This is a genomic window from Pantoea phytobeneficialis, assembly GCF_009728735.1.
Taxonomy (GTDB): domain Bacteria; phylum Pseudomonadota; class Gammaproteobacteria; order Enterobacterales; family Enterobacteriaceae; genus Pantoea; species Pantoea phytobeneficialis.
In genome coordinates this window covers 1,993,512-2,010,603 of record NZ_CP024636.1, presented here as the reverse complement: position 1 = coordinate 2,010,603, position 17,092 = coordinate 1,993,512, and the positions used below count along the sequence as shown (strand labels likewise).

General features: G+C 58.1%; 14 protein-coding genes. 6 read left to right on the top strand and 8 right to left on the bottom strand.

The annotated features are described in order from the left end of the window. Window positions 1-159 precede the first annotated feature (159 nt). From CTZ24_RS09380 to CTZ24_RS09370, 3 genes are all read right to left on the bottom strand, one after another. On the bottom strand, window positions 160-711 hold the full coding sequence (locus CTZ24_RS09380) for an isochorismatase family protein (RefSeq protein WP_021185156.1): 552 nt from the start codon (window positions 709-711) through the stop codon (window positions 160-162). Window positions 712-728: 17 nt separating this feature from the next. After that, a complete protein-coding gene (locus CTZ24_RS09375; protein ID WP_021185157.1) occupies window positions 729-1,151 on the bottom strand; it encodes a MarR family winged helix-turn-helix transcriptional regulator in 423 nt (140 codons plus the stop codon). Between the two features lie 84 nt (window positions 1,152-1,235). Next, a complete protein-coding gene (locus CTZ24_RS09370; protein WP_021185158.1) occupies window positions 1,236-1,781 on the bottom strand; it encodes a helix-turn-helix domain-containing protein in 546 nt (181 codons plus the stop codon). Window positions 1,782-1,877: 96 nt separating this feature from the next. On the opposite strand from CTZ24_RS09370, the gene CTZ24_RS09365 reads away from it, so the two are divergent. The 4 genes from CTZ24_RS09365 to CTZ24_RS09350 all read left to right on the top strand — a co-directional run bounded on the left by CTZ24_RS09365 (window position 1,878) and on the right by CTZ24_RS09350 (window position 9,849). Next, window positions 1,878-3,056 carry a benzoate/H(+) symporter BenE family transporter gene (locus CTZ24_RS09365; protein WP_208725384.1) on the top strand — a complete coding sequence of 393 codons (1,179 nt, stop codon included), beginning with the start codon at window positions 1,878-1,880 and terminating at the stop codon, window positions 3,054-3,056. Between the two features lie 141 nt (window positions 3,057-3,197). Further along, window positions 3,198-4,514: an SrfA family protein gene (locus CTZ24_RS09360; RefSeq protein ID WP_208725383.1), complete on the top strand. Its 1,317-nt coding sequence runs from the start codon at window positions 3,198-3,200 to the stop codon at window positions 4,512-4,514. A 2-nt stretch (window positions 4,515-4,516) separates the two neighbouring features. Continuing rightward, window positions 4,517-7,489 (top strand): virulence factor SrfB, encoded by a 2,973-nt coding sequence (locus CTZ24_RS09355; RefSeq protein ID WP_208725382.1) that lies wholly within the window; start codon window positions 4,517-4,519, stop codon window positions 7,487-7,489. Beyond that, window positions 7,486-9,849, top strand: coding sequence for a virulence factor SrfC family protein (locus CTZ24_RS09350; RefSeq protein WP_208725381.1), 2,364 nt, complete (start codon window positions 7,486-7,488; stop codon window positions 9,847-9,849). The genes CTZ24_RS09355 and CTZ24_RS09350 overlap by 4 nt, the downstream gene beginning before the upstream one ends. Here the strand turns inward: CTZ24_RS09350 and CTZ24_RS09345 are convergent. The 3 genes from CTZ24_RS09345 to CTZ24_RS09335 form a co-directional block, all read right to left on the bottom strand. Continuing rightward, complete coding sequence (locus CTZ24_RS09345) at window positions 9,846-10,109, bottom strand: barstar family protein (protein WP_036626964.1); 264 nt, start codon at window positions 10,107-10,109, stop codon at window positions 9,846-9,848. The two genes, CTZ24_RS09350 and CTZ24_RS09345, sit on opposite strands and share 4 nt — an antisense overlap. A 2-nt stretch (window positions 10,110-10,111) precedes the next feature. Beyond that, window positions 10,112-10,537 carry a ribonuclease domain-containing protein gene (locus CTZ24_RS09340; RefSeq protein ID WP_208725380.1) on the bottom strand — a complete coding sequence of 142 codons (426 nt, stop codon included), beginning with the start codon at window positions 10,535-10,537 and terminating at the stop codon, window positions 10,112-10,114. Between the two features lie 86 nt (window positions 10,538-10,623). Next, complete coding sequence (locus CTZ24_RS09335; RefSeq protein ID WP_013508941.1) at window positions 10,624-10,971, bottom strand: helix-turn-helix domain-containing protein; 348 nt, start codon at window positions 10,969-10,971, stop codon at window positions 10,624-10,626. A 297-nt stretch (window positions 10,972-11,268) separates the two neighbouring features. Between CTZ24_RS09335 and CTZ24_RS09330 the strand changes: the two genes are divergently transcribed. Both CTZ24_RS09330 and oqxB read left to right on the top strand, forming a co-directional pair. Then, window positions 11,269-12,423: an efflux RND transporter periplasmic adaptor subunit gene (locus CTZ24_RS09330; protein WP_208725379.1), complete on the top strand. Its 1,155-nt coding sequence runs from the start codon at window positions 11,269-11,271 to the stop codon at window positions 12,421-12,423. 18 nt (window positions 12,424-12,441) lie between these two features. Next, window positions 12,442-15,594, top strand: coding sequence for a multidrug efflux RND transporter permease subunit OqxB (gene oqxB, locus CTZ24_RS09325; protein ID WP_208725378.1), 3,153 nt, complete (start codon window positions 12,442-12,444; stop codon window positions 15,592-15,594). Window positions 15,595-15,673: 79 nt separating this feature from the next. On the opposite strand, the gene CTZ24_RS09320 is transcribed toward oqxB, so the two are convergent. Both CTZ24_RS09320 and CTZ24_RS09315 read right to left on the bottom strand, forming a co-directional pair. After that, window positions 15,674-16,462 (bottom strand): hypothetical protein, encoded by a 789-nt coding sequence (locus CTZ24_RS09320; protein WP_244634035.1) that lies wholly within the window; start codon window positions 16,460-16,462, stop codon window positions 15,674-15,676. Window positions 16,463-16,540: 78 nt separating this feature from the next. Further along, the gene (locus tag CTZ24_RS09315; RefSeq protein ID WP_021185167.1) at window positions 16,541-17,026 is read right to left on the bottom strand and encodes an RrF2 family transcriptional regulator; all 486 of its coding nucleotides are present in this window, start codon (window positions 17,024-17,026) and stop codon (window positions 16,541-16,543) included. Window positions 17,027-17,092: the final 66 nt, after the last annotated feature.

Genomic DNA, 17,092 nt, shown 5'->3' with positions numbered 1-17,092 from the left:
GTAACGCGTAATGTGCGAGATTTTACCGGGAGGGGTTGATGCTGTTGAATCCGTGGGATTAGCGCGATAAATCGCGCCGCTACAAGCGTGTGTGGTAAATTGCGCCGCTACGAGCGGGGGTGGTAAATCGTAGCGGCGCGATTCATCGCGCAATGTTTATTAACCCAACAGCGCCAACACATCCTCGGTTGAACCGGTTTCGCCCAGGCGCGGGAAAATACGCTCCACGCTGTTCTGATGGGTATCCGCATTCAGGCAGGTCATGGCGTCTGTCGCCAGCGTGACGTTGTAACCGAGTTCATACGCCTGACGCGCGGTAGACTCCACACCGATGCTGGTCGCGATACCGCACACCACCACCTGAGTGACACCGCGTTGTTGCAGCTGCTCATGCAGACCGGTGTTGTGGAAGGCACCCCAGGTTTTCTTGGTCACGCTAATGTCGCCCGGTTGTGGCGTCATTTCCGGCACCAGTACCGCCCAGTCAGCCGGCAGTTCACCGCTATGACGCGCCTGCTCGTTACGGCCTGGCGCACCACCCGCCACATTCACCAGCACCACCGGCAGATCGTGCGCACGGAAGGCATCAGTAAGACGCTGACAACGCTCAATCACCACTTTCGGGTCGTGCACCACAGGCAGCGCCACGATCCCGTGTTGCAGGTCAATCACAATCAGGGCGGTTTTTGCATCTAAAGTTGTTACAGCCATCTCGGGTCCTCTCAGGATTATTGGTCGGCAAGTCGTTGCAGTAAGGGAATGGCCGCCAGCAGCGTCTGCTGTTCCTGCGGGTTGAGCGTCGCCATGCTGCGTACCAGCCAGTCATCACGCTGGGCACGATTGGCCGCCACCAGCGCGCGGCAGGCTTTCGTAGGATGGTAGCGCGTTTTGCGACCATCGTGCGGGTCAGCTTCGCCCAGCACCATCCCGGCCGTGACCAGGCTGGCAACGGTTGCGCCCATCGACTGGGTTCGCACCCCTTCTGCCGCCGCCAGTTCGGTTATCGTCATGGCACCATCACGCACCAGATAACCGAGTACTGCAACTTGCGACCAGGTGAGGTCACCCGGCGGGGCCGATTCGCGCAAACGGCGTCCCAGTTTGCCGTTGACGCTACGCAGCAACGCGGCGGCGCTGTTCAGATCGCTCATAGCGACGTCTCCCTTACAATGAAAAGCGAGTATATAAATACGAAGGCAAACTGTGTAGTTTACCTTCGTATCAATTTGTAAGCCTTACGCCCGATGCGGATAGTGGATCAGGCTATGAAAACGCAGCGGCGTGCTAAGAGGATTACGGTAGCTGTGCGGTTTATCACCGGCAAACTGGCTGGCTTGTCCGGGTTGCAGACGACGCCAGGTGCCCTCAACGCCCAGTAACAACTCGCCCTCCAGCACCACCACCTGCTCAATCACCCCTGTTTCGTGCGGTGAAGAATCACTTTGCGCGCCGGGGGCCAGCGTCACTTCCAGCAGGTCAAATCGCAGCTGCGCGTCATAGGGCAGCAGCGATTTTGCCAGCATTTGCGCATTGCTCTGGCTAAAGGTGGCAGCGGCGCCGGGTGGCTGCTCGCTCCCCTGAATAAAGAACGAAAACGGCACGTTGAAGCCAGTGGCAATTTTCCACAGGGTCGCCACGGTCGGGCTGGACTCGCCGCGTTCGATTTGGCCAAGCATCGCCTTGCTGACGCCGGTGCGTTCCGCCGCCAGCGTCAGACTCCAGCCATTGGCCTGGCGCAACTGTTTCAACGCCAGGCTCAGATGTTGATGCAGATTTTCCATAGGATCTCCAGACAAGCTCGCGCGCAGTGTATCACTTGTGCGCTATAGCGTCCCATGCCACAATGTGCGCTATAACGCACAACCGGAACACCTGCTATGATCACCACCGCCCCGCGCAGCACCTTTTCACTCCCCATACTGATTTCAGGGTTTATTGCCGTGCTGGTGGGTTACAGCAGTTCAGCTGCGATTATTTTTCAGGCGGCGCAGGCTGCCGGTGCCTCTCCGGCACAAATTGGCGGCTGGCTCTCAATGCTGGGTATTGGCATGGGCGTTGCCTCGCTCGGGTTATCGCTGTGGACCAGAATGCCTATTCTGGCCGCCTGGTCGACACCCGGCGCAGCGCTGCTGGCGACCAGTCTGCACGGCCTGACCCTTAATGAAGTGATTGGCGTGTTTGTCTTTACCAACGCCTTGATTGTGCTGAGTGGCGTCACTGGCCTGTTTGCGCGCCTGATGAACCATATTCCGCAGTCGCTGGCCGCCGCGATGCTGGCGGGGATCCTGCTGCGCTTCGGCCTGAATACCTTTACCGGTTTACAGGGTAATTTTGCGCTGTGCGGCAGCATGTGCCTGGTGTGGTTGCTGAGTCGTCGCTGGTTACCGCGTTATGCGATTATCCTCGCGTTGGTCACCGGGGTGCTGGTGGCGCTTGGGCAACACAGCATTCATTTCCCGCCGCAGTCACTGAGCCTCAGCGTGCCGCAGTGGATTACCCCCCACTTCTCGCTGACCGCCCTGATTGGCGTCGGCCTGCCCTATTTTCTGGTGACGATGGCGTCGCAAAATGCCCCCGGCATCGCCACCTTGCAGGCGCACGGTTATCAGCCGCCGATTTCGGCACTGACCAGTTGGACCGGGCTGCTGGCACTGGTGCTGTCGCCCTTTGGTGGCTTTTCCGTCTGTATTGCCGCCATCACCGCCGCCATCTGTATGGGTGAAGAGGTCGATCCCGATCCCAAACAACGCTGGATGGCCTCAGCGCTGGCCGGTTTCTTCTATCTGCTCACCGGGCTAACCGGCGCGCTGATTGCGGTGCTGTTCAGCGCGCTGCCGCAGGTGTTGATTGCCACGCTGGCCGGTCTGGCGCTGCTGGCGACGCTGTCCGGTAGCCTGCATCGCGCGCTGGCGGAACCGCAACTGCGTGATAGCGCGGTGGTGGCGTTTCTGATTACCGCCAGCGGCGTGTCGCTGCTGGGTATCGGCGCTGCCTTCTGGGGACTGGTCGGCGGGATGCTGACGCATCTGGTGCTGATGCCGCGCGCACGCGGTTAAATTTTCTACAACTCATCCTCCAGCCGGGGAAAACCGCCCTGTTTTCCCCCTTATTTCCGCCGTTTGATTTGCCCTTATTTGGCTTAAGATCACCAAAATCGATTTTTTCTGCCTCAGACATTCACCGATAAGGGCCAACGAGTGGCAAAAACTTTTCTGCGCAGCGGCAATCTTGACGCGGTTCTGGCACTGGGTGAGAACGGCCAGCCCGTCTGGGCTTCTGCTCTGCAAATTCGCGAAACCTTGCGGCTACGCCGCCAAACCACGCTGGCGAACTGTCTCGCCATCCCACAACCCAATGAACGCGGTGATCGCCTCGACTGGTACGCCCCCTTTAGCGGCAAAGTCCGTTCATGGCTGGCGGCCAGCGATCACGAACGTCGTCAGGCGCTGGAACAACTCACCCTCAATCAACAGGATTTGCAGGCGCTGAGCCTGCGCGCGCGTGAGGCAGAAAACCCGGCGATGCGGTTGTTTGGTGCGCTGCTGAGTAAAACCCTGCAATTCCCCGATCAGCAATACGTCTATCTGGTGGATGGCAAACCGGTGATTACCTTCTGGGGCTTTGTCGATCCGCAGGCCCGCTCGCGTGATGACGCACTGGCCTGTCTGCGTGACAGCCTTGACGAGCAACTGCCGTCGCTGTTGCCGGAACCGCCGCCGGTGGTGGACACACCGATTGTGCTGGCCGAACCGGAAGTCGAACCGGAGGAGCCGATCATTGAGCCTGAGCCGGAAGAGAGCGAACCCGAACCGGTAATCGCCGCCGTCCAGCCCCCTGCCGCCAGCAAATCCCTGCGCCCGTGGTTGCTGCTGCTCCCGGTAGCGCTGGCTGCCGCCGCAGGAACCGCCTGGTGGTTGCACAGCACCCCGCAAGCCGCGGCCCCCGTGGCGGCCGCTGCGCCCGCTCCGGTTGTCAGCCAGCCGATCGCGCCACCGCCGGTGTTTGCGCAGGCGGAAAAACTGGCTACCACCCTGCCGCAGGCCAGCGCCACCGTGACCGCGCCGCCGCCCGCAGCGCCCGTCGCGCCTGCGGTGGTTGAGGTTGCTGCGCCGGTGCCTACCGCGCCAGCCAAAGCCGATGATCTGGTGATCACCGCCGAAGACGTGCGCGTCGGTTCGGTACGTTTCCTGGATGGTCGCTGGCGCGTCACCCTGCGTCAGACCAACCTGCCAACCGGTAAACCGCCGAGTCTGCGTTATCAGATTAAAAACGGCAAAGGCACAGCGCTGATTACCCAGGGCGATGGCATTCGCTGCAAGGCCGATGTCACCGCCGCCATGACCAGCGCCGGCACCATGGTGGTTCGCAGCCGCTACACCGCCAGCTGTAGCGATAAATCACGCTACCGCATGCCGGAACTGGTGTGTAAACAAGGCGATGGTATCGCCAGCTGTGACGCGCAATATGGCGCGGATCAGGTTTTCCCGTTGACGATTAAGCGTGAGAGTAAGTAACCATGTTAGCGCCCCTCATCGATGACAAACAAAGAATCACGCTGATTGAAGATAGCGGTGTGCAATTTCTCGACTTCGGCCTGCGTCTGCCTTCATTACAGGCGCGCCGTCAGTTTGTACGCCAGACGGCAAACGGCCCGCTGCTGCGCCTTAACATTGACGGCAACAGCGGCAAGTTTCTGCTCTACCCCGAAGATGGCAGCGCACCGGAAGTGGTGCGCCCGGAATCGGATATCGCGCTGGCCGACTCCCTGACGTTGCTGGCGAATCAATGGTTACCGCTGCCGGTGTTGCGTTGCACCAGTGGTCGTCGCTTTATTGGTGGACCGGAAAACTGGGCGCGTCTGCGTCTGGCTCCCCTGTCCCAACCCGATGCGGCGGGCAATACCCACCGTATCACCCTCGCCTTCGATACCCGCCTGGTGGCGGAGAACGACGGTGGCGAGCAGCTTGGCCTGAGCCAGGCCGATGCGCAAAACGGCGTCAGCTTTGCCCTCGCCTGGCATAATTATGAACTGGGTGAATTTCTTGACCTGACCTGGGTTGATGGCTGGCTGCGTGAAACCTTCAGCCAGCAGGTTACCGCACTGGAATCACGCCGCGAGCAAGAGTTGGTGCAGGCGCTGCGCGAGTTTGAGTACCAGGCGCATTACCTCAATGTGCTGGAGTTGCTGGGCGAACAGCTTGATCTGGCGGAGATCGCCATTCAGGCCGCGTCGCTGCAATCTCCGGCGGTGAATGTCGATATCATTCTCGATGTTGGCAACTCACACACCTGCGGCATCCTGGTGGAAGATCACGCCGAGGAGAGCAACGGCCTGCGCCAGACTTATGAGCTGCAACTGCGTGACCTGTCTGAACCGCATCAGGTGTATAACGAATTGTTCGACAGCCGCCTGGAGTTTGCCGAACCCCGCTTCGGCAAGGCCAATTTCTCGCTGGAGAGTGGTCGCGAAAATGCCTTTATGTGGCCGTCGCTGACGCGTGTGGGCCGCGAGGCCAGCCGTCTGGCGCTGTTGCGTGCTGGTACCGAAGGCAGCACCGGCCTTTCCAGCCCGCGTCGTTATCTGTGGGATGAAGCCCGTTATCAGCCCGGCTGGCGTTTCAATGCCAACGGCAGCGGTGATGAAACCCAGGCGACCGCCTTGCCCTTTACCCTGCTGCTGAATGATGAAGGCCAGCCGCTGCACGCGCTGGCTGAGGATGAGCGCCTGCCGGTGTTCTCCGCCAGCTACAGCCGCAGTTCGCTAATGACCTTTATGCTGTGCGAACTGCTGGCACAGGCGATGATGCAGATGAACAGCGTCGCTCAACGTCAGCGCATGCCGCAAAGCCAGGCCCCGCGTCAACTGCGTCATGTGATCCTTACGCTGCCCTCGGCCATGCCAAAACCGGAACGGGAAATTTTCCGTCGTCGTATGCAGGAAGCCATCGCGCTGGTGTGGAAAGCGGAAGGCTGGCATCCGGCCGAAGACGCGTTTTCCGCCGCGACTCTGGCGAAAAGCCTGCGCCCGGTGCCGGATGTGCAGATGGAGTGGGACGAAGCCACCTGCGGCCAGATGGTGTGGTTGTTCAACGAAACGCAGGTCAACTTTGCCGGTCGCGCAGAGGATTTCTTCACCAGCATGGCCCGCCCGGATCGCCCGCGTGACGCTGATGAACTGCCGGGTAAGAGCCTGCGCATCGCCTCCATCGATATTGGCGGCGGCACCACCGACCTCGCGATTACCCAATATCGCCTCGACGACGGCCAGGGTAATAACGTCAAAATCACCCCACGCCTGTTGTTCCGCGAAGGCTTCAAGGTGGCCGGGGACGACATTCTGCTGGATGTGATTCAGCTATGGGTCCTGCCTGCGTTGCAGCAAAGCTTGCAGAAAGCCGGTCTGACCTTGCCGGAACCGCTGATGAATAAATTGTTCGGCCATGACAGCCGCATGGACGGACAAGCCACTCTGCGCCAGCAGGTGACGTTGCAGCTGTTTATCCCGCTGGCGCAGGCGGTGCTGGAACGTTATGAAAACTGGGACCCGCTCGACAGCTACAGCGAGATCAACGCGCTGTTTGGCGAACTGGTACCACAAAAGCCCAGCAATGCCGTGCTGGCATTTATCAACGGTGAAATCCAGCGCACCCTCGGCGGCGACAGCCGTTTCGATCTGCTGGAGGTGCCGCTGGTGGTCAGCCTCGCGCAATTGCATGGCGAGTTCCTGCAACACCGTATGGCGATCATCCCGGCGTTGCGCGCCATGTGCGAAGTGGTGTCGCTCTATCAATGCGACGTGCTGCTGCTGACCGGTCGCCCGTCACGCTTCCCTGGCATCCAGGCGCTGGTGCGTCATCTGCAACCGTTACCGGGCAGCCGCATTCTTTCGCTGGAGGGGTATCACACCAGCGACTGGTATCCGTTCAACAAACAGGGACGCATTGATAACCCGAAATCCACCGCAGCCGTCGGTGCCATGCTGTGTCTGCTGGCGCTCGATCTGCGTCTCAGCAGCTTCTGGTTCCGCGCCGGTGATTTTGAACCTTACTCCACCATTCGCTACCTCGGCGTGCTGGATGAAACGCAGGCGCTGAGCGATGACAACCTGTGCTACAGCGAGATCGATCTCGACAGCCACAGCTTTGCGCTGGACCGCAAAAGCAGCTTCCGCATTCGCGGCAACGTCTGCCTTGGCTTCCGCCAACTGGAGAACGATCGCTGGCCCGCATCGCCCCTTTACAGCCTGAGCATTATCGATCCACAACTGGCGCGTAAAGTCGCCGGGGAAAGCGTGCTGCGCATCAAGCTGGCGGTGCAACCTGGCCCGGATAACGCCGGACCGGAACGTCTGGTGCTGAGCGATGCGCGTCTCGACGACGGCAGCCGCGTGCCTCTGGAACAACTGAGCCTGAAACTGAATACGCTTTCCGCCACGGGCAATGCGAATGCGCAATACTGGATCGACAGCGGGAGCGTCTGCAAAAAATGAGAACCGCAAAAAAACAACCACTGGCCACGCTGGCCAAACGTCTCAGTCTGCTCCAGGAAACCCTTGATGGTGCTCTGAATTGGGTTGAAAACCAGCAGGCTCACTCCACGCGTCTGAGCATGGAAGGCGACACCCTGAGTCTGCAACTGCGCCGTGCCAGAGTGGAGAGCCACGCGCTGGCGCGCCAGCTCGCGCGCCCCGTGACGCTGGCGTTGTTTGGTCAGTCACAGGCGGGCAAAGCCTGGTTATTGAGCGAGATGGTGGGGGATGCCCAGGGACAGTTGATGACCACCCCTGGCGACAAAACCTTTAACTATTTCCAGCATATCAATCCCGGCAACCTCGATTTCGCCATCGCCACACGTTTTAGTCACCAGCGCGAAACGGCCTCCAACGCCTGGCCGCTGGAGATGACATTGCTGAGCGAGGTTGAGCTGATCCGTCTGATGTTGGCCTGCGCCACCCCGGAATTACAGCCGGACACCACGGCTCTCGACAGCGCGCTACAACGTTTACAGCGGCATCGCCAAAGTGACATCCAGCCAGGTCTGGAAAGCGATGCGTTGGTCACTTTATGGGCGTGGAGTCGCCGCCATCACCGTCACGCCGAGGTGCTGGATCGTCATTTCTGGCCGCAGGCCATCAGCCTCGCCCCGTGGCTGAATGTCGACGACCGCGTACAGTTGTTCGCCTTGCTGTGGCCGGGCCAAAACTCATTAAGCGAAAGCCTGCGCAGCCTGATGCATTTGCGCCATCAGTTACGTCATGCCCCACGGGTCATGGCCCCACTCAGCCTGTTGGTGGATGACACGTCACTGCCCGCCGAGAAGTTGATTGGCAGCGATGCCGACTTGCAGGAGATGATTGAGGTGTGCCCGGTGGTCGCGAACCGGGTGGGTAAAGCGCAGCAGGTGCCCCTGGGTCTGCTGGCGTTGCTGACACTGGAAATCACCATTCCGCTTAGCTCGACGCCACGCCAGGCGTTATATGATGAGGCCGATATGCTGGAGCTGCCCGCGCCGGGTACCCCAGCCGATCGCGGCCAGCAGGAGGAGCGCCACCGTCTGCAAACGCGAGATGCGCTGCGCGCCACCTTACTGGAACAGAAACGCGCCTTGCTGCCGGGTTGGTACGCTGCGCGTCAGGATATCGACCTGCTGTTGATCTGTACCGCCGCCAGCCAGCGTCAGGACGCCGATCTCGCCAGCCAGGCGCTGCGCGAGTGGCATCTGCATCAACCGGTACCGGCCAGCGGAGAGAAGCCGCGGCTGATCTGGGCCATCACCCCTTATGATGCACGTCATCAGCAGATCAACGTCGATGAAGCGGTACAACGCCAGATTGGTCAGCCGGGTCAGAGCTGGGGGTCGATGCTGGCGCTGGATCGCGCCGGAGTGGATCGGATGGGCAGTTGGTTGCAGGATGAAATGCAGCCGGATGCGCGCCGTGATCGTCTGGCGTCGCAACTGAGTACGCTGCAACAAACCCTGGTGGATCGTCTGCAACCCTGGACCGAAGCCAGCGCTACGCCAGAGCAAGCGGCGCGTAAGCAAAGCATTGCCGACACCTTACTGAAATGCCTGCAACATCGCACCGGCCTGCACGGCGAATTGCTGGAGCGTTTACAACCGTCGCGTGAGGCGGTGCGTCAATTGTGGCTGAGCCAGAGCAACAGCGGCACGCAGCATAAAGTCGCCAGCGCAGCCGCAGAGCAAAGCTATTTCGGCATCGGTTTTGAATTTGATCTGTTTAAAGATGAACCGGTGGCAGCGGCAGAACCGCGCAATCACGGCGGTCAGCGCGATCAGCAATTTCCGCACCTGGTCTTCGCCCTGTGGCTGGATCATCTGCGTCAGTTGCCGGAGAGCCGGAGTCTGCTGGCGCTGCTCAACGTCGATAAACCGACGCTGGAGTTGTTGGTGGAGGAGTTAATTACCGCCAGCTTCCGTCACAACATGCTGAACACCTTGCAGGCGGCGCTGAACGAACCGGAGGCGCAGGCCAGCGCGCATGAGGCGCGCACCGATCGTCAGGTGTCCCGCGCGATGACGGTGTTGGGGGACTTTGTTGCCTGGCTGGGCTTTTTGCAGCGCCCGGAGAGCGAACGTCCGGCCAGCCGCGTCAATCGTGGCCAGACGATCTTCGCCCGTCCACCCGCCCCGAGCGTCAATTTCTCGTCCGGCCAACGTCTGACGCGTCTCTCTGCCGCCCCGGCTAACCACACGGCCTACTATATCTACGACTGGCTGGTGGGGCTGAACAGCGTGATTGTGGAGAACAACGGCTATACCGGCGGCGGCGATTTACCTGCCGCCGCCCGCCAGACACTGGCGATGATGCTACTGGCGTTGCACGCTTAATCACGCACCAGGCGCAGTTCACCCTCGAGCTGCGCCACCGCCTCTTCCAGCAGCGCCAGCACGGGCGCGAATTCCACGTTGCTCTCATCAACATGGCGCAAATGCAGGGTTGCTGGCAGCGCCATACCGCCTGTCAGCCAATCCCACAACGCATCAAGATTGTTACCAAAGGCGAACGGGCAGTGGCTCTGCCGCACCAGCGCAGCATAAAACGCCTCGCGGTCGGGCAGTTGCCGGAAATCAAAGGTCAGGTTCAGCATCATCAGGGCACCGGCTTAAAGCTGCGATAGTGATCGGTAGTGAGAAAAATCAGGCCATCTGAAGAGTAAAGCAGACGATCGGCATCGCGGTGGCCGCAATCGTAATTGACGTCGGCTTCATACCATTGGCGTCCCGCCTGTTGTGGCAGCCGCTGCTCACGGTTAGCAAAACGGTCGCCGCCAATCGCCCTGCCGGGCAACACGTCGCACATGTTGCCTTTGCCGGGGTTCCAGCCCTGGCGCCGTGCTTCACCTTTAGTGAGGTAGAGATCCGGTAATTTATGATGTTGTTGCAGCCAGCGCGCGACGGTTTCGGCATCGGTCAATTGCGCAATATTGGTTTTGGGTGCAGCGGAGAAATGCGGTTTTAGTCCGGCCCATGAGGCGACCAGCGCGATAATTAATCCAATCCAGAGTTTCTTTGACATAGTGACTTCCTGAGTTTCAGGAGGCCGATAATAGCAGCTTTTCAGGCGGGAAAAACGCGGGCCAGCGATGCTGGCCCTGGCGGAGTTTACTGCATAACGCTCGGCTGGTGCCCGGCATGACGACGCCATGCACCCGGTGCCACACCATACTGACGTTTGAAGCTGCGGTTGAATGACTGCTGCGAGTCAAAGCCCAGCGAAATCGCCACGTTCAGAATCGGCTCGTTAGTGGTGGTCAGCCGGTCTGCCGATTTTTTCAGTTTCTTGGCACGAATGTACTCACCCAGCGGATAACCGGTGTGCTCTTTGAACATGCGTTGCAGGTGCCATTTCGAGTAACCGGCACGCCCTGCTACGGTGTCCAGATCCAGGCGTGCTTCAATGTTGTTATCAATCCAGTCGATCAGATCGTGAATAAATGCGTCGCTCATCATCCCATTTTCTCCCGTCGCCGTGGCGATCAGTATCAGTATCTGTTGCAGTTACACTTTAAGGGTGACTGACTATGCCATTTAGTGCAAGTTTTATTATTGCATTAAATGCCGCACTTCGCGTAGGGGTATTACCCTGCATGATCCGTTGCGATCAAAACCGCACTTAAAGTGTATCAGATATTCTTGCAGAAGCAGTTTGCACAAGCCTACACTCATCCCGTTTTAATGCAACCGTCAAAGTTGCAAAATTTTTTGTACATGACCTTTCAATTTTTTGACTAACGCGGAATAACTACAATGCATCTGCAGACATATGGGGTTCGTCTGGGCGTAAGCCTGTCAGGAATGGTGCTGCTGGGAAGCCTGCTGGCCGGCTGTGATAGCGGTGAGGCGAAAAACGCCCCACCGCCACCGCCTGAAGTGAGTGTGGCGCAGGTGGTACAGCAGAAAGTCAGCCAGTGGGACAGTTTTAATGGTCGTATCGAAGCGGTGCAAAGCGTGCAGCTGCGACCGCGCGTATCCGGCTATATCGATCAGGTGAATTATCGCGAAGGCGATGAAGTGAAAAAAGGCCAGGTGCTGTTCACCATTGATGATCGCACCTATCGCGCGGCGCTGGAGCAGGCGCAGGCCGAACTGGCGCAGGCCCGCAGTCAGGCGGCGCTGGCACGCAGTGAGTCGGCTCGTACCGAAAAACTGATTGGCACGCTGGCGGTATCGCGTGAAGAGGCAGAACAGCGCCGTTCAGCGGCCAGCCAGGCACAGGCTACCGTGCTGTCGGCCCAGGCGGCGGTGGATATGGCGCAGCTTAATCTCGATTTCACCCGCGTTACCGCGCCGATTGATGGTCGCGCCAGCCGCGCCATGATCACTATCGGTAACCTGGTAACCGCCGGTGACAGCGCCAGCGTCCTCACCACGCTGGTGTCGCAGGATCGCGTCTACGTCTATTTCGACGTCGATGAAGCTACCTATCTGCGTTATCAGGCGATGGCCCGTGAGGGACAAAACCGGGGTGCGCTGCCAGTGGAAATCGGCCTGACCGGCGAGCAAGGCTATCCGCATCCGGGCAAAGTCGATTTTCTCGATAACCAGTTGACCGCCAGCACCGGCACCATCCGCATGCGCGCCACGCTGGATAACCAGCAGCGTCAGTTCACGCCAGGTCTGTTTGCCCGCGTACGTCTGCCCGGTAGCGCCGATTTCACCGCGTTGCTGATTGACGATAAAGCGGTGCTGACCGATCAGGACCGTAAGTATGTCTACGTGGTCGATGCCAGCGGTAAGGCCCAGCGTCGTGACATCCAGCCAGGCGAGTTGGCAAATGGCCTGCGCGTGGTGCAGAACGGACTGAAACCCGGAGACAAGGTCATCGTTAACGGTTTGCAGAAAGTGTTTATGCCCGGCATGCCGGTCACTGCGCAAACGGTCGCGATGCGCGCCGCCCAATAATTATCGAGACTGCCTGTTATGGATTTCTCCCGCTTTTTTATCGACCGGCCAATTTTCGCGGCTGTGCTGTCGATTTTGATATTTGTTACCGGGCTGATCGCCATTCCGTTGCTGCCGATCAGTGAATATCCCGATGTGGTGCCCCCCAGCGTGCAGGTGCGCGCAGAATACCCCGGCGCCAACCCCAAAGTGATTGCCGACTCGGTGGCGACGCCACTGGAAGAGGCGATCAACGGGGTGGAAAACATGATGTATATGAAATCAGTGGCCGGTTCCGATGGTGTGCTGGTGACCACCGTCACCTTCCGTCCGGGTACTGACCCTGACCAGGCGCAGGTTCAGGTGCAGAACCGTGTGGCACAGGCGGAAGCGCGCCTGCCAGAGGCCGTGCGTCAACTGGGCCTGACCACACAGAAGCAGTCGCCGACCCTGACGCTGGTGGTGCACCTGTTTTCGCCGCAGGGTAAGTACGACTCGCTCTATCTGCGTAACTACGCCACCCTGAAGGTCAAAGACGAACTGGCCCGCCTGCCGGGCGTGGGACAGATTCAGATCTTCGGGGCCGGTGAGTATGCGATGCGCGTCTGGCTTGATCCTAATAAAGTGGCGGCGCGTGGCCTGACCGCCTCGGATGTGGTGACGGCGATGCAGGAGCAAAACGTGCAGGTTTCTGCCGGGCAGCTCGGCGCAGAACCGTTGAAGAAAGAGAGCGATTTCCTGCTGTCGATCAACACCCAGGGACGACTGGAGAGCGAGCAGCAGTTCGGCAATATCATCCTGAAAACCGCCGATGATGGTTCGTTGGTACGTCTGCGTGATGTCGCTCGAATTGAGATGGGTTCTGGCAGCTATGCGCTGCGTTCACAGCTTAATAATAAAGATGCGGTCGGTATCGGTATCTTCCAGGCTCCGGGGGCTAACGCCATCGATCTCTCCAACGCGGTGCGCGCCAAAATGGCTGAACTGGCGACCCGCTTCCCGGACGATGTGCAGTGGGCCGCGCCCTATGACCCGACGGTGTTCGTGCGGGATTCGATCAAGGCCGTGGTACAGACGCTGATGGAAGCGATTGTGCTGGTGGTACTGGTGGTGATTCTGTTCCTGCAAACCTGGCGTGCGTCGATCATTCCGTTGCTGGCGGTGCCGGTTTCAGTGGTGGGGACCTTCAGCGTCTTGTATTTGCTCGGCTTCTCACTTAACACCCTGAGCCTGTTTGGTCTGGTGCTCGCCATCGGTATCGTGGTGGATGACGCCATTGTGGTGGTAGAGAACGTCGAACGTAATATCGAGCAAGGATTATCGCCCACCGCGGCAGCGCATCAGGCGATGCGTGAAGTCTCCGGCCCGATTATCGCTATCGCGCTGGTGTTGTGTGCGGTGTTTGTGCCGATGGCGTTCCTGTCCGGCGTTACCGGTCAGTTCTATAAACAGTTCGCGGTTACCATCGCCATTTCGACGGTGATTTCGGCGATTAACTCGCTGACGCTTTCTCCGGCTCTGGCGGCGAAACTGCTGAAGGATCATCATGCGCCGAAAGATATGCCGTCGCGCCTGATTGACCGGTTGCTGGGCTGGTTGTTCCGTCCGTTCAACCGCTTTTTCCAGCGCAGCGCTGACGGTTATCAATCGATGGTCAGTAAAACCCTGCGGCGGCGCGGTGCGGTGTTTGGCGTCTATGTGCTGCTGCTGGCAGGCGCGGGCTGGATGTTCCACAGCGTACCGGGTGGCTTTATCCCAACCCAGGATAAGCTGTACCTGATTGGTGGCGTGAAGATGCCGGAAGGCTCGTCACTGGCGCGTACCGATGAAGTGATCCGTAAGATGAGCGAGATCGGTATGAATACCGAAGGCGTGGATTATGCGGTCGCCTTCCCCGGCCTGAACGCCTTGCAGTTTACCAATACCCCCAATACCGGGACGGTGTTCTTTGGCCTCAAGCCGTTTGACCAGCGTAAACGCAGTGCGGCGGAAATCAACGCTGAGCTGAATGCCAAAATCAGTAAAATTCAGGCGGGCTTTGGTTTCTCCATCATGCCACCGCCGATTTTGGGCCTCGGCCAGGGTTCAGGTTATTCCCTTTACGTGCAGGATCGTGCTGGCCTGGGTTATGGCGAGCTGCAAACGGCGATCAACACCCTCTCCGGTGCGGTGATGCAGACGCCTGGCATGATGTTCCCGATCTCCTCCTATCAAGCCAACGTTCCGCAGTTGGATGTGCAGGTTGATCGTGATAAAGCCAAAGCACAGGGCGTGTCGCTGACCGATTTGTTCAGCACCCTTCAGGTGTATCTCGGCTCCTCCTATGTCAATGACTTCAATAAGTTTGGTCGTACCTGGCGTGTGATGGCGCAAGCAGATGGCGATTTCCGCGACAGCGTGCAGGATATTGCTAACCTGCGCACCCGTAACGATCGCGGCGAGATGGTGCCAATCGGCAGCATGGTGAATATCACCACCACCTACGGCCCTGATCCGGTGATCCGTTATAACGGCTACCCGGCGGCGGATTTGATTGGTGACGCTGACCCTCGCGTGATGTCATCGGCGCAGGCCATGACCAAAGTGGAAGCACTCGCCAATCAGGTGTTGCCGAATGGAATGAACATTGAGTGGACCGATCTCAGTTATCAGCAATCCACCCAGGGTAATGCTGCGTTTATTGTGTTCCCGGTGTCGGTATTGCTGGCCTTCCTGGTACTGGCGGCATTGTACGAAAGCTGGACGTTACCGCTGGCGGTGATCCTGATTGTGCCGGTCACCATGCTGTCGGCGTTGGTTGGCGTGTGGCTGACCGGCGGTGATAACAACGTGTTTGTGCAGGTGGGGCTGGTGGTTCTGATGGGGCTGGCGTGTAAAAACGCGATTCTTATTGTCGAGTTTGCCCGCGAACTGGAGATGCAGGGTAAAGGGATTGTCGAGGCCGCGCTGGAAGCTTGTCGTCTGCGTCTGCGCCCCATCGTCATGACCTCCATCGCCTTTATCGCCGGGACCATCCCGTTGATTCTCGGAGAAGGTGCCGGTGCCGAAGTGCGTGGCGTTACCGGGATTACCGTGTTCTCCGGCATGCTGGGCGTGACTTTGTTCGGCCTGTTCCTGACGCCGGTGTTTTATGTGACGCTACGTAAACTGGTGACACGGAAACAGCCGGAAGGTGAAGTGCAGACGGTGTGATGTTAGGATTGATGTAAAAATCCGTTCACCAAATTCTAATGCCAGTCAGTAAAGCCTGACTGGCTTTTATCCAATCATTCTATTTCATGGAAAGTTGTTTCGGGTCACGCCAAACAGGATAGAGGTCAGGAAACCCTCTAATATGAAGTGGAAAATCAGCATCACGATATCCCCATCTCCTGATTAGCGTTCTGGTACTGAATCTTGTACATTCCGCGTAACATGGCAATTTATCTTTATCTATTATATCATGCAGCGTCCTGAATAAACTCTCCACCACTTCACCTCCACGGGCTGAACGTTGCACAGCTTGTAATGATATAAAATAATGGGGTGGGTTCAGGGGATGCAAACGGTCGAGTCCATTTATAAGTTCAGAAGCCGCCTTGTAACTTGAACCACATACTTTACGCAATTCCTCATCGGCTTGAGCATGAGTTTCTACGATCTCCGCAATGAATTCTGGCCGAATATAAACTAAAACGTCCGTATCATTTTCAGAAAGCAATGTACCTTTACGATAAATTTCTATATTTACGTAAATACGAAAATAGTCCCGCAGAATATTGACACGATCATCTCGACCAGAAAATAAAACTTTATATATCGGGTCATGACAGAATTCTTTTGCGAGGAGGTCACAAACCTTATCCAAGTCAGAATCTTTAGCATGCCTGCATTTCATTTCGAAATCCTTTTGAATTAATAAAATAGTTACCCTTTTATACCTTGATCTAAAGCGTCGAGAAGTGCAGGCAGGCAGGCAGGCAGGCAGGCAGGCAGGGATAGTAAGGCAGAAAATGAGAGGTGACTCAAACAAATGCACCACCGGCTTTCGTAGCGGCGCGATTTGTCGCGCGATTTTCACTATGGCATCAAGGTCAAAGGCGCGCGATAAATCGCGCCGCTACGGAGTTGGGAGCGCAGCAACGCGCTCCAGGAAATGTCAGCGGGATTTCTTGCAGAAGTCTTCGATTTCGAAGTCTGGCAGGGGTTCGCAGTTGCTGGTGTCACGTTTTTTCAGTTCAGCCAGCGCATCCGCCACGGTGCGTTTTTCCAGCACCTTCAGGGAGGCTTGTTCGGCTTCATCAGCAATCGATTTGAAGTACCAGCACAGGTTGGCGCTCACCAGACAACGCGGCGCGACATCCGGACGCGAGGCCCAAAGTTTTTTGTCTTCAATCACCGAGGTATAGATATCGCGCAAGGTGATCTCGCTGGCGGGACGGCCCAGATGTATCGAACCGGTACGGCCAAGCGTCGAGACAATGATGCCATCGCGTGTGAGCGGAACCATAAGTTTCCGAATGAAACTGGGGTTCGCCTCCAGGCCATAAGCCAGAATGGCACTGGTCGAGCGTTTACCCAATTGCTCCGCCATCGCTACGCTCAAAACCATCTGCAAAGCTGTCGGGAAGCGGTAATCAAGCATTTCTTTAATCCTGAGTTGCGGTCTATCTTGTTGTTTTCATGCCGCGGCAGTGAGTAATCATTGAGC

Bases quoted from the DNA above. Each gene is read 5' to 3' on its own strand.
- CTZ24_RS09330 (WP_208725379.1), top strand. From the start codon at position 11,269: ATGCATCTGCAGACATATGGGGTTCGTCTGGGCGTAAGCCTGTCAGGA.
- CTZ24_RS09365 (WP_208725384.1), top strand. From the start codon at position 1,878: ATGATCACCACCGCCCCGCGCAGCACCTTTTCACTCCCCATACTGATT.
- CTZ24_RS09375 (WP_021185157.1), bottom strand. From the start codon at position 1,151: ATGAGCGATCTGAACAGCGCCGCCGCGTTGCTGCGTAGCGTCAACGGC.
- CTZ24_RS09370 (WP_021185158.1), bottom strand. From the start codon at position 1,781: ATGGAAAATCTGCATCAACATCTGAGCCTGGCGTTGAAACAGTTGCGC.
- CTZ24_RS09350 (WP_208725381.1), top strand. From the start codon at position 7,486: ATGAGAACCGCAAAAAAACAACCACTGGCCACGCTGGCCAAACGTCTC.
- CTZ24_RS09355 (WP_208725382.1), top strand. From the start codon at position 4,517: ATGTTAGCGCCCCTCATCGATGACAAACAAAGAATCACGCTGATTGAA.
- CTZ24_RS09345 (WP_036626964.1), bottom strand. From the start codon at position 10,109: ATGCTGAACCTGACCTTTGATTTCCGGCAACTGCCCGACCGCGAGGCG.
- CTZ24_RS09335 (WP_013508941.1), bottom strand. From the start codon at position 10,971: ATGATGAGCGACGCATTTATTCACGATCTGATCGACTGGATTGATAAC.
- CTZ24_RS09315 (WP_021185167.1), bottom strand. From the start codon at position 17,026: ATGCTTGATTACCGCTTCCCGACAGCTTTGCAGATGGTTTTGAGCGTA.
- oqxB (WP_208725378.1), top strand. From the start codon at position 12,442: ATGGATTTCTCCCGCTTTTTTATCGACCGGCCAATTTTCGCGGCTGTG.
- CTZ24_RS09340 (WP_208725380.1), bottom strand. From the start codon at position 10,537: ATGTCAAAGAAACTCTGGATTGGATTAATTATCGCGCTGGTCGCCTCA.
- CTZ24_RS09380 (WP_021185156.1), bottom strand. From the start codon at position 711: ATGGCTGTAACAACTTTAGATGCAAAAACCGCCCTGATTGTGATTGAC.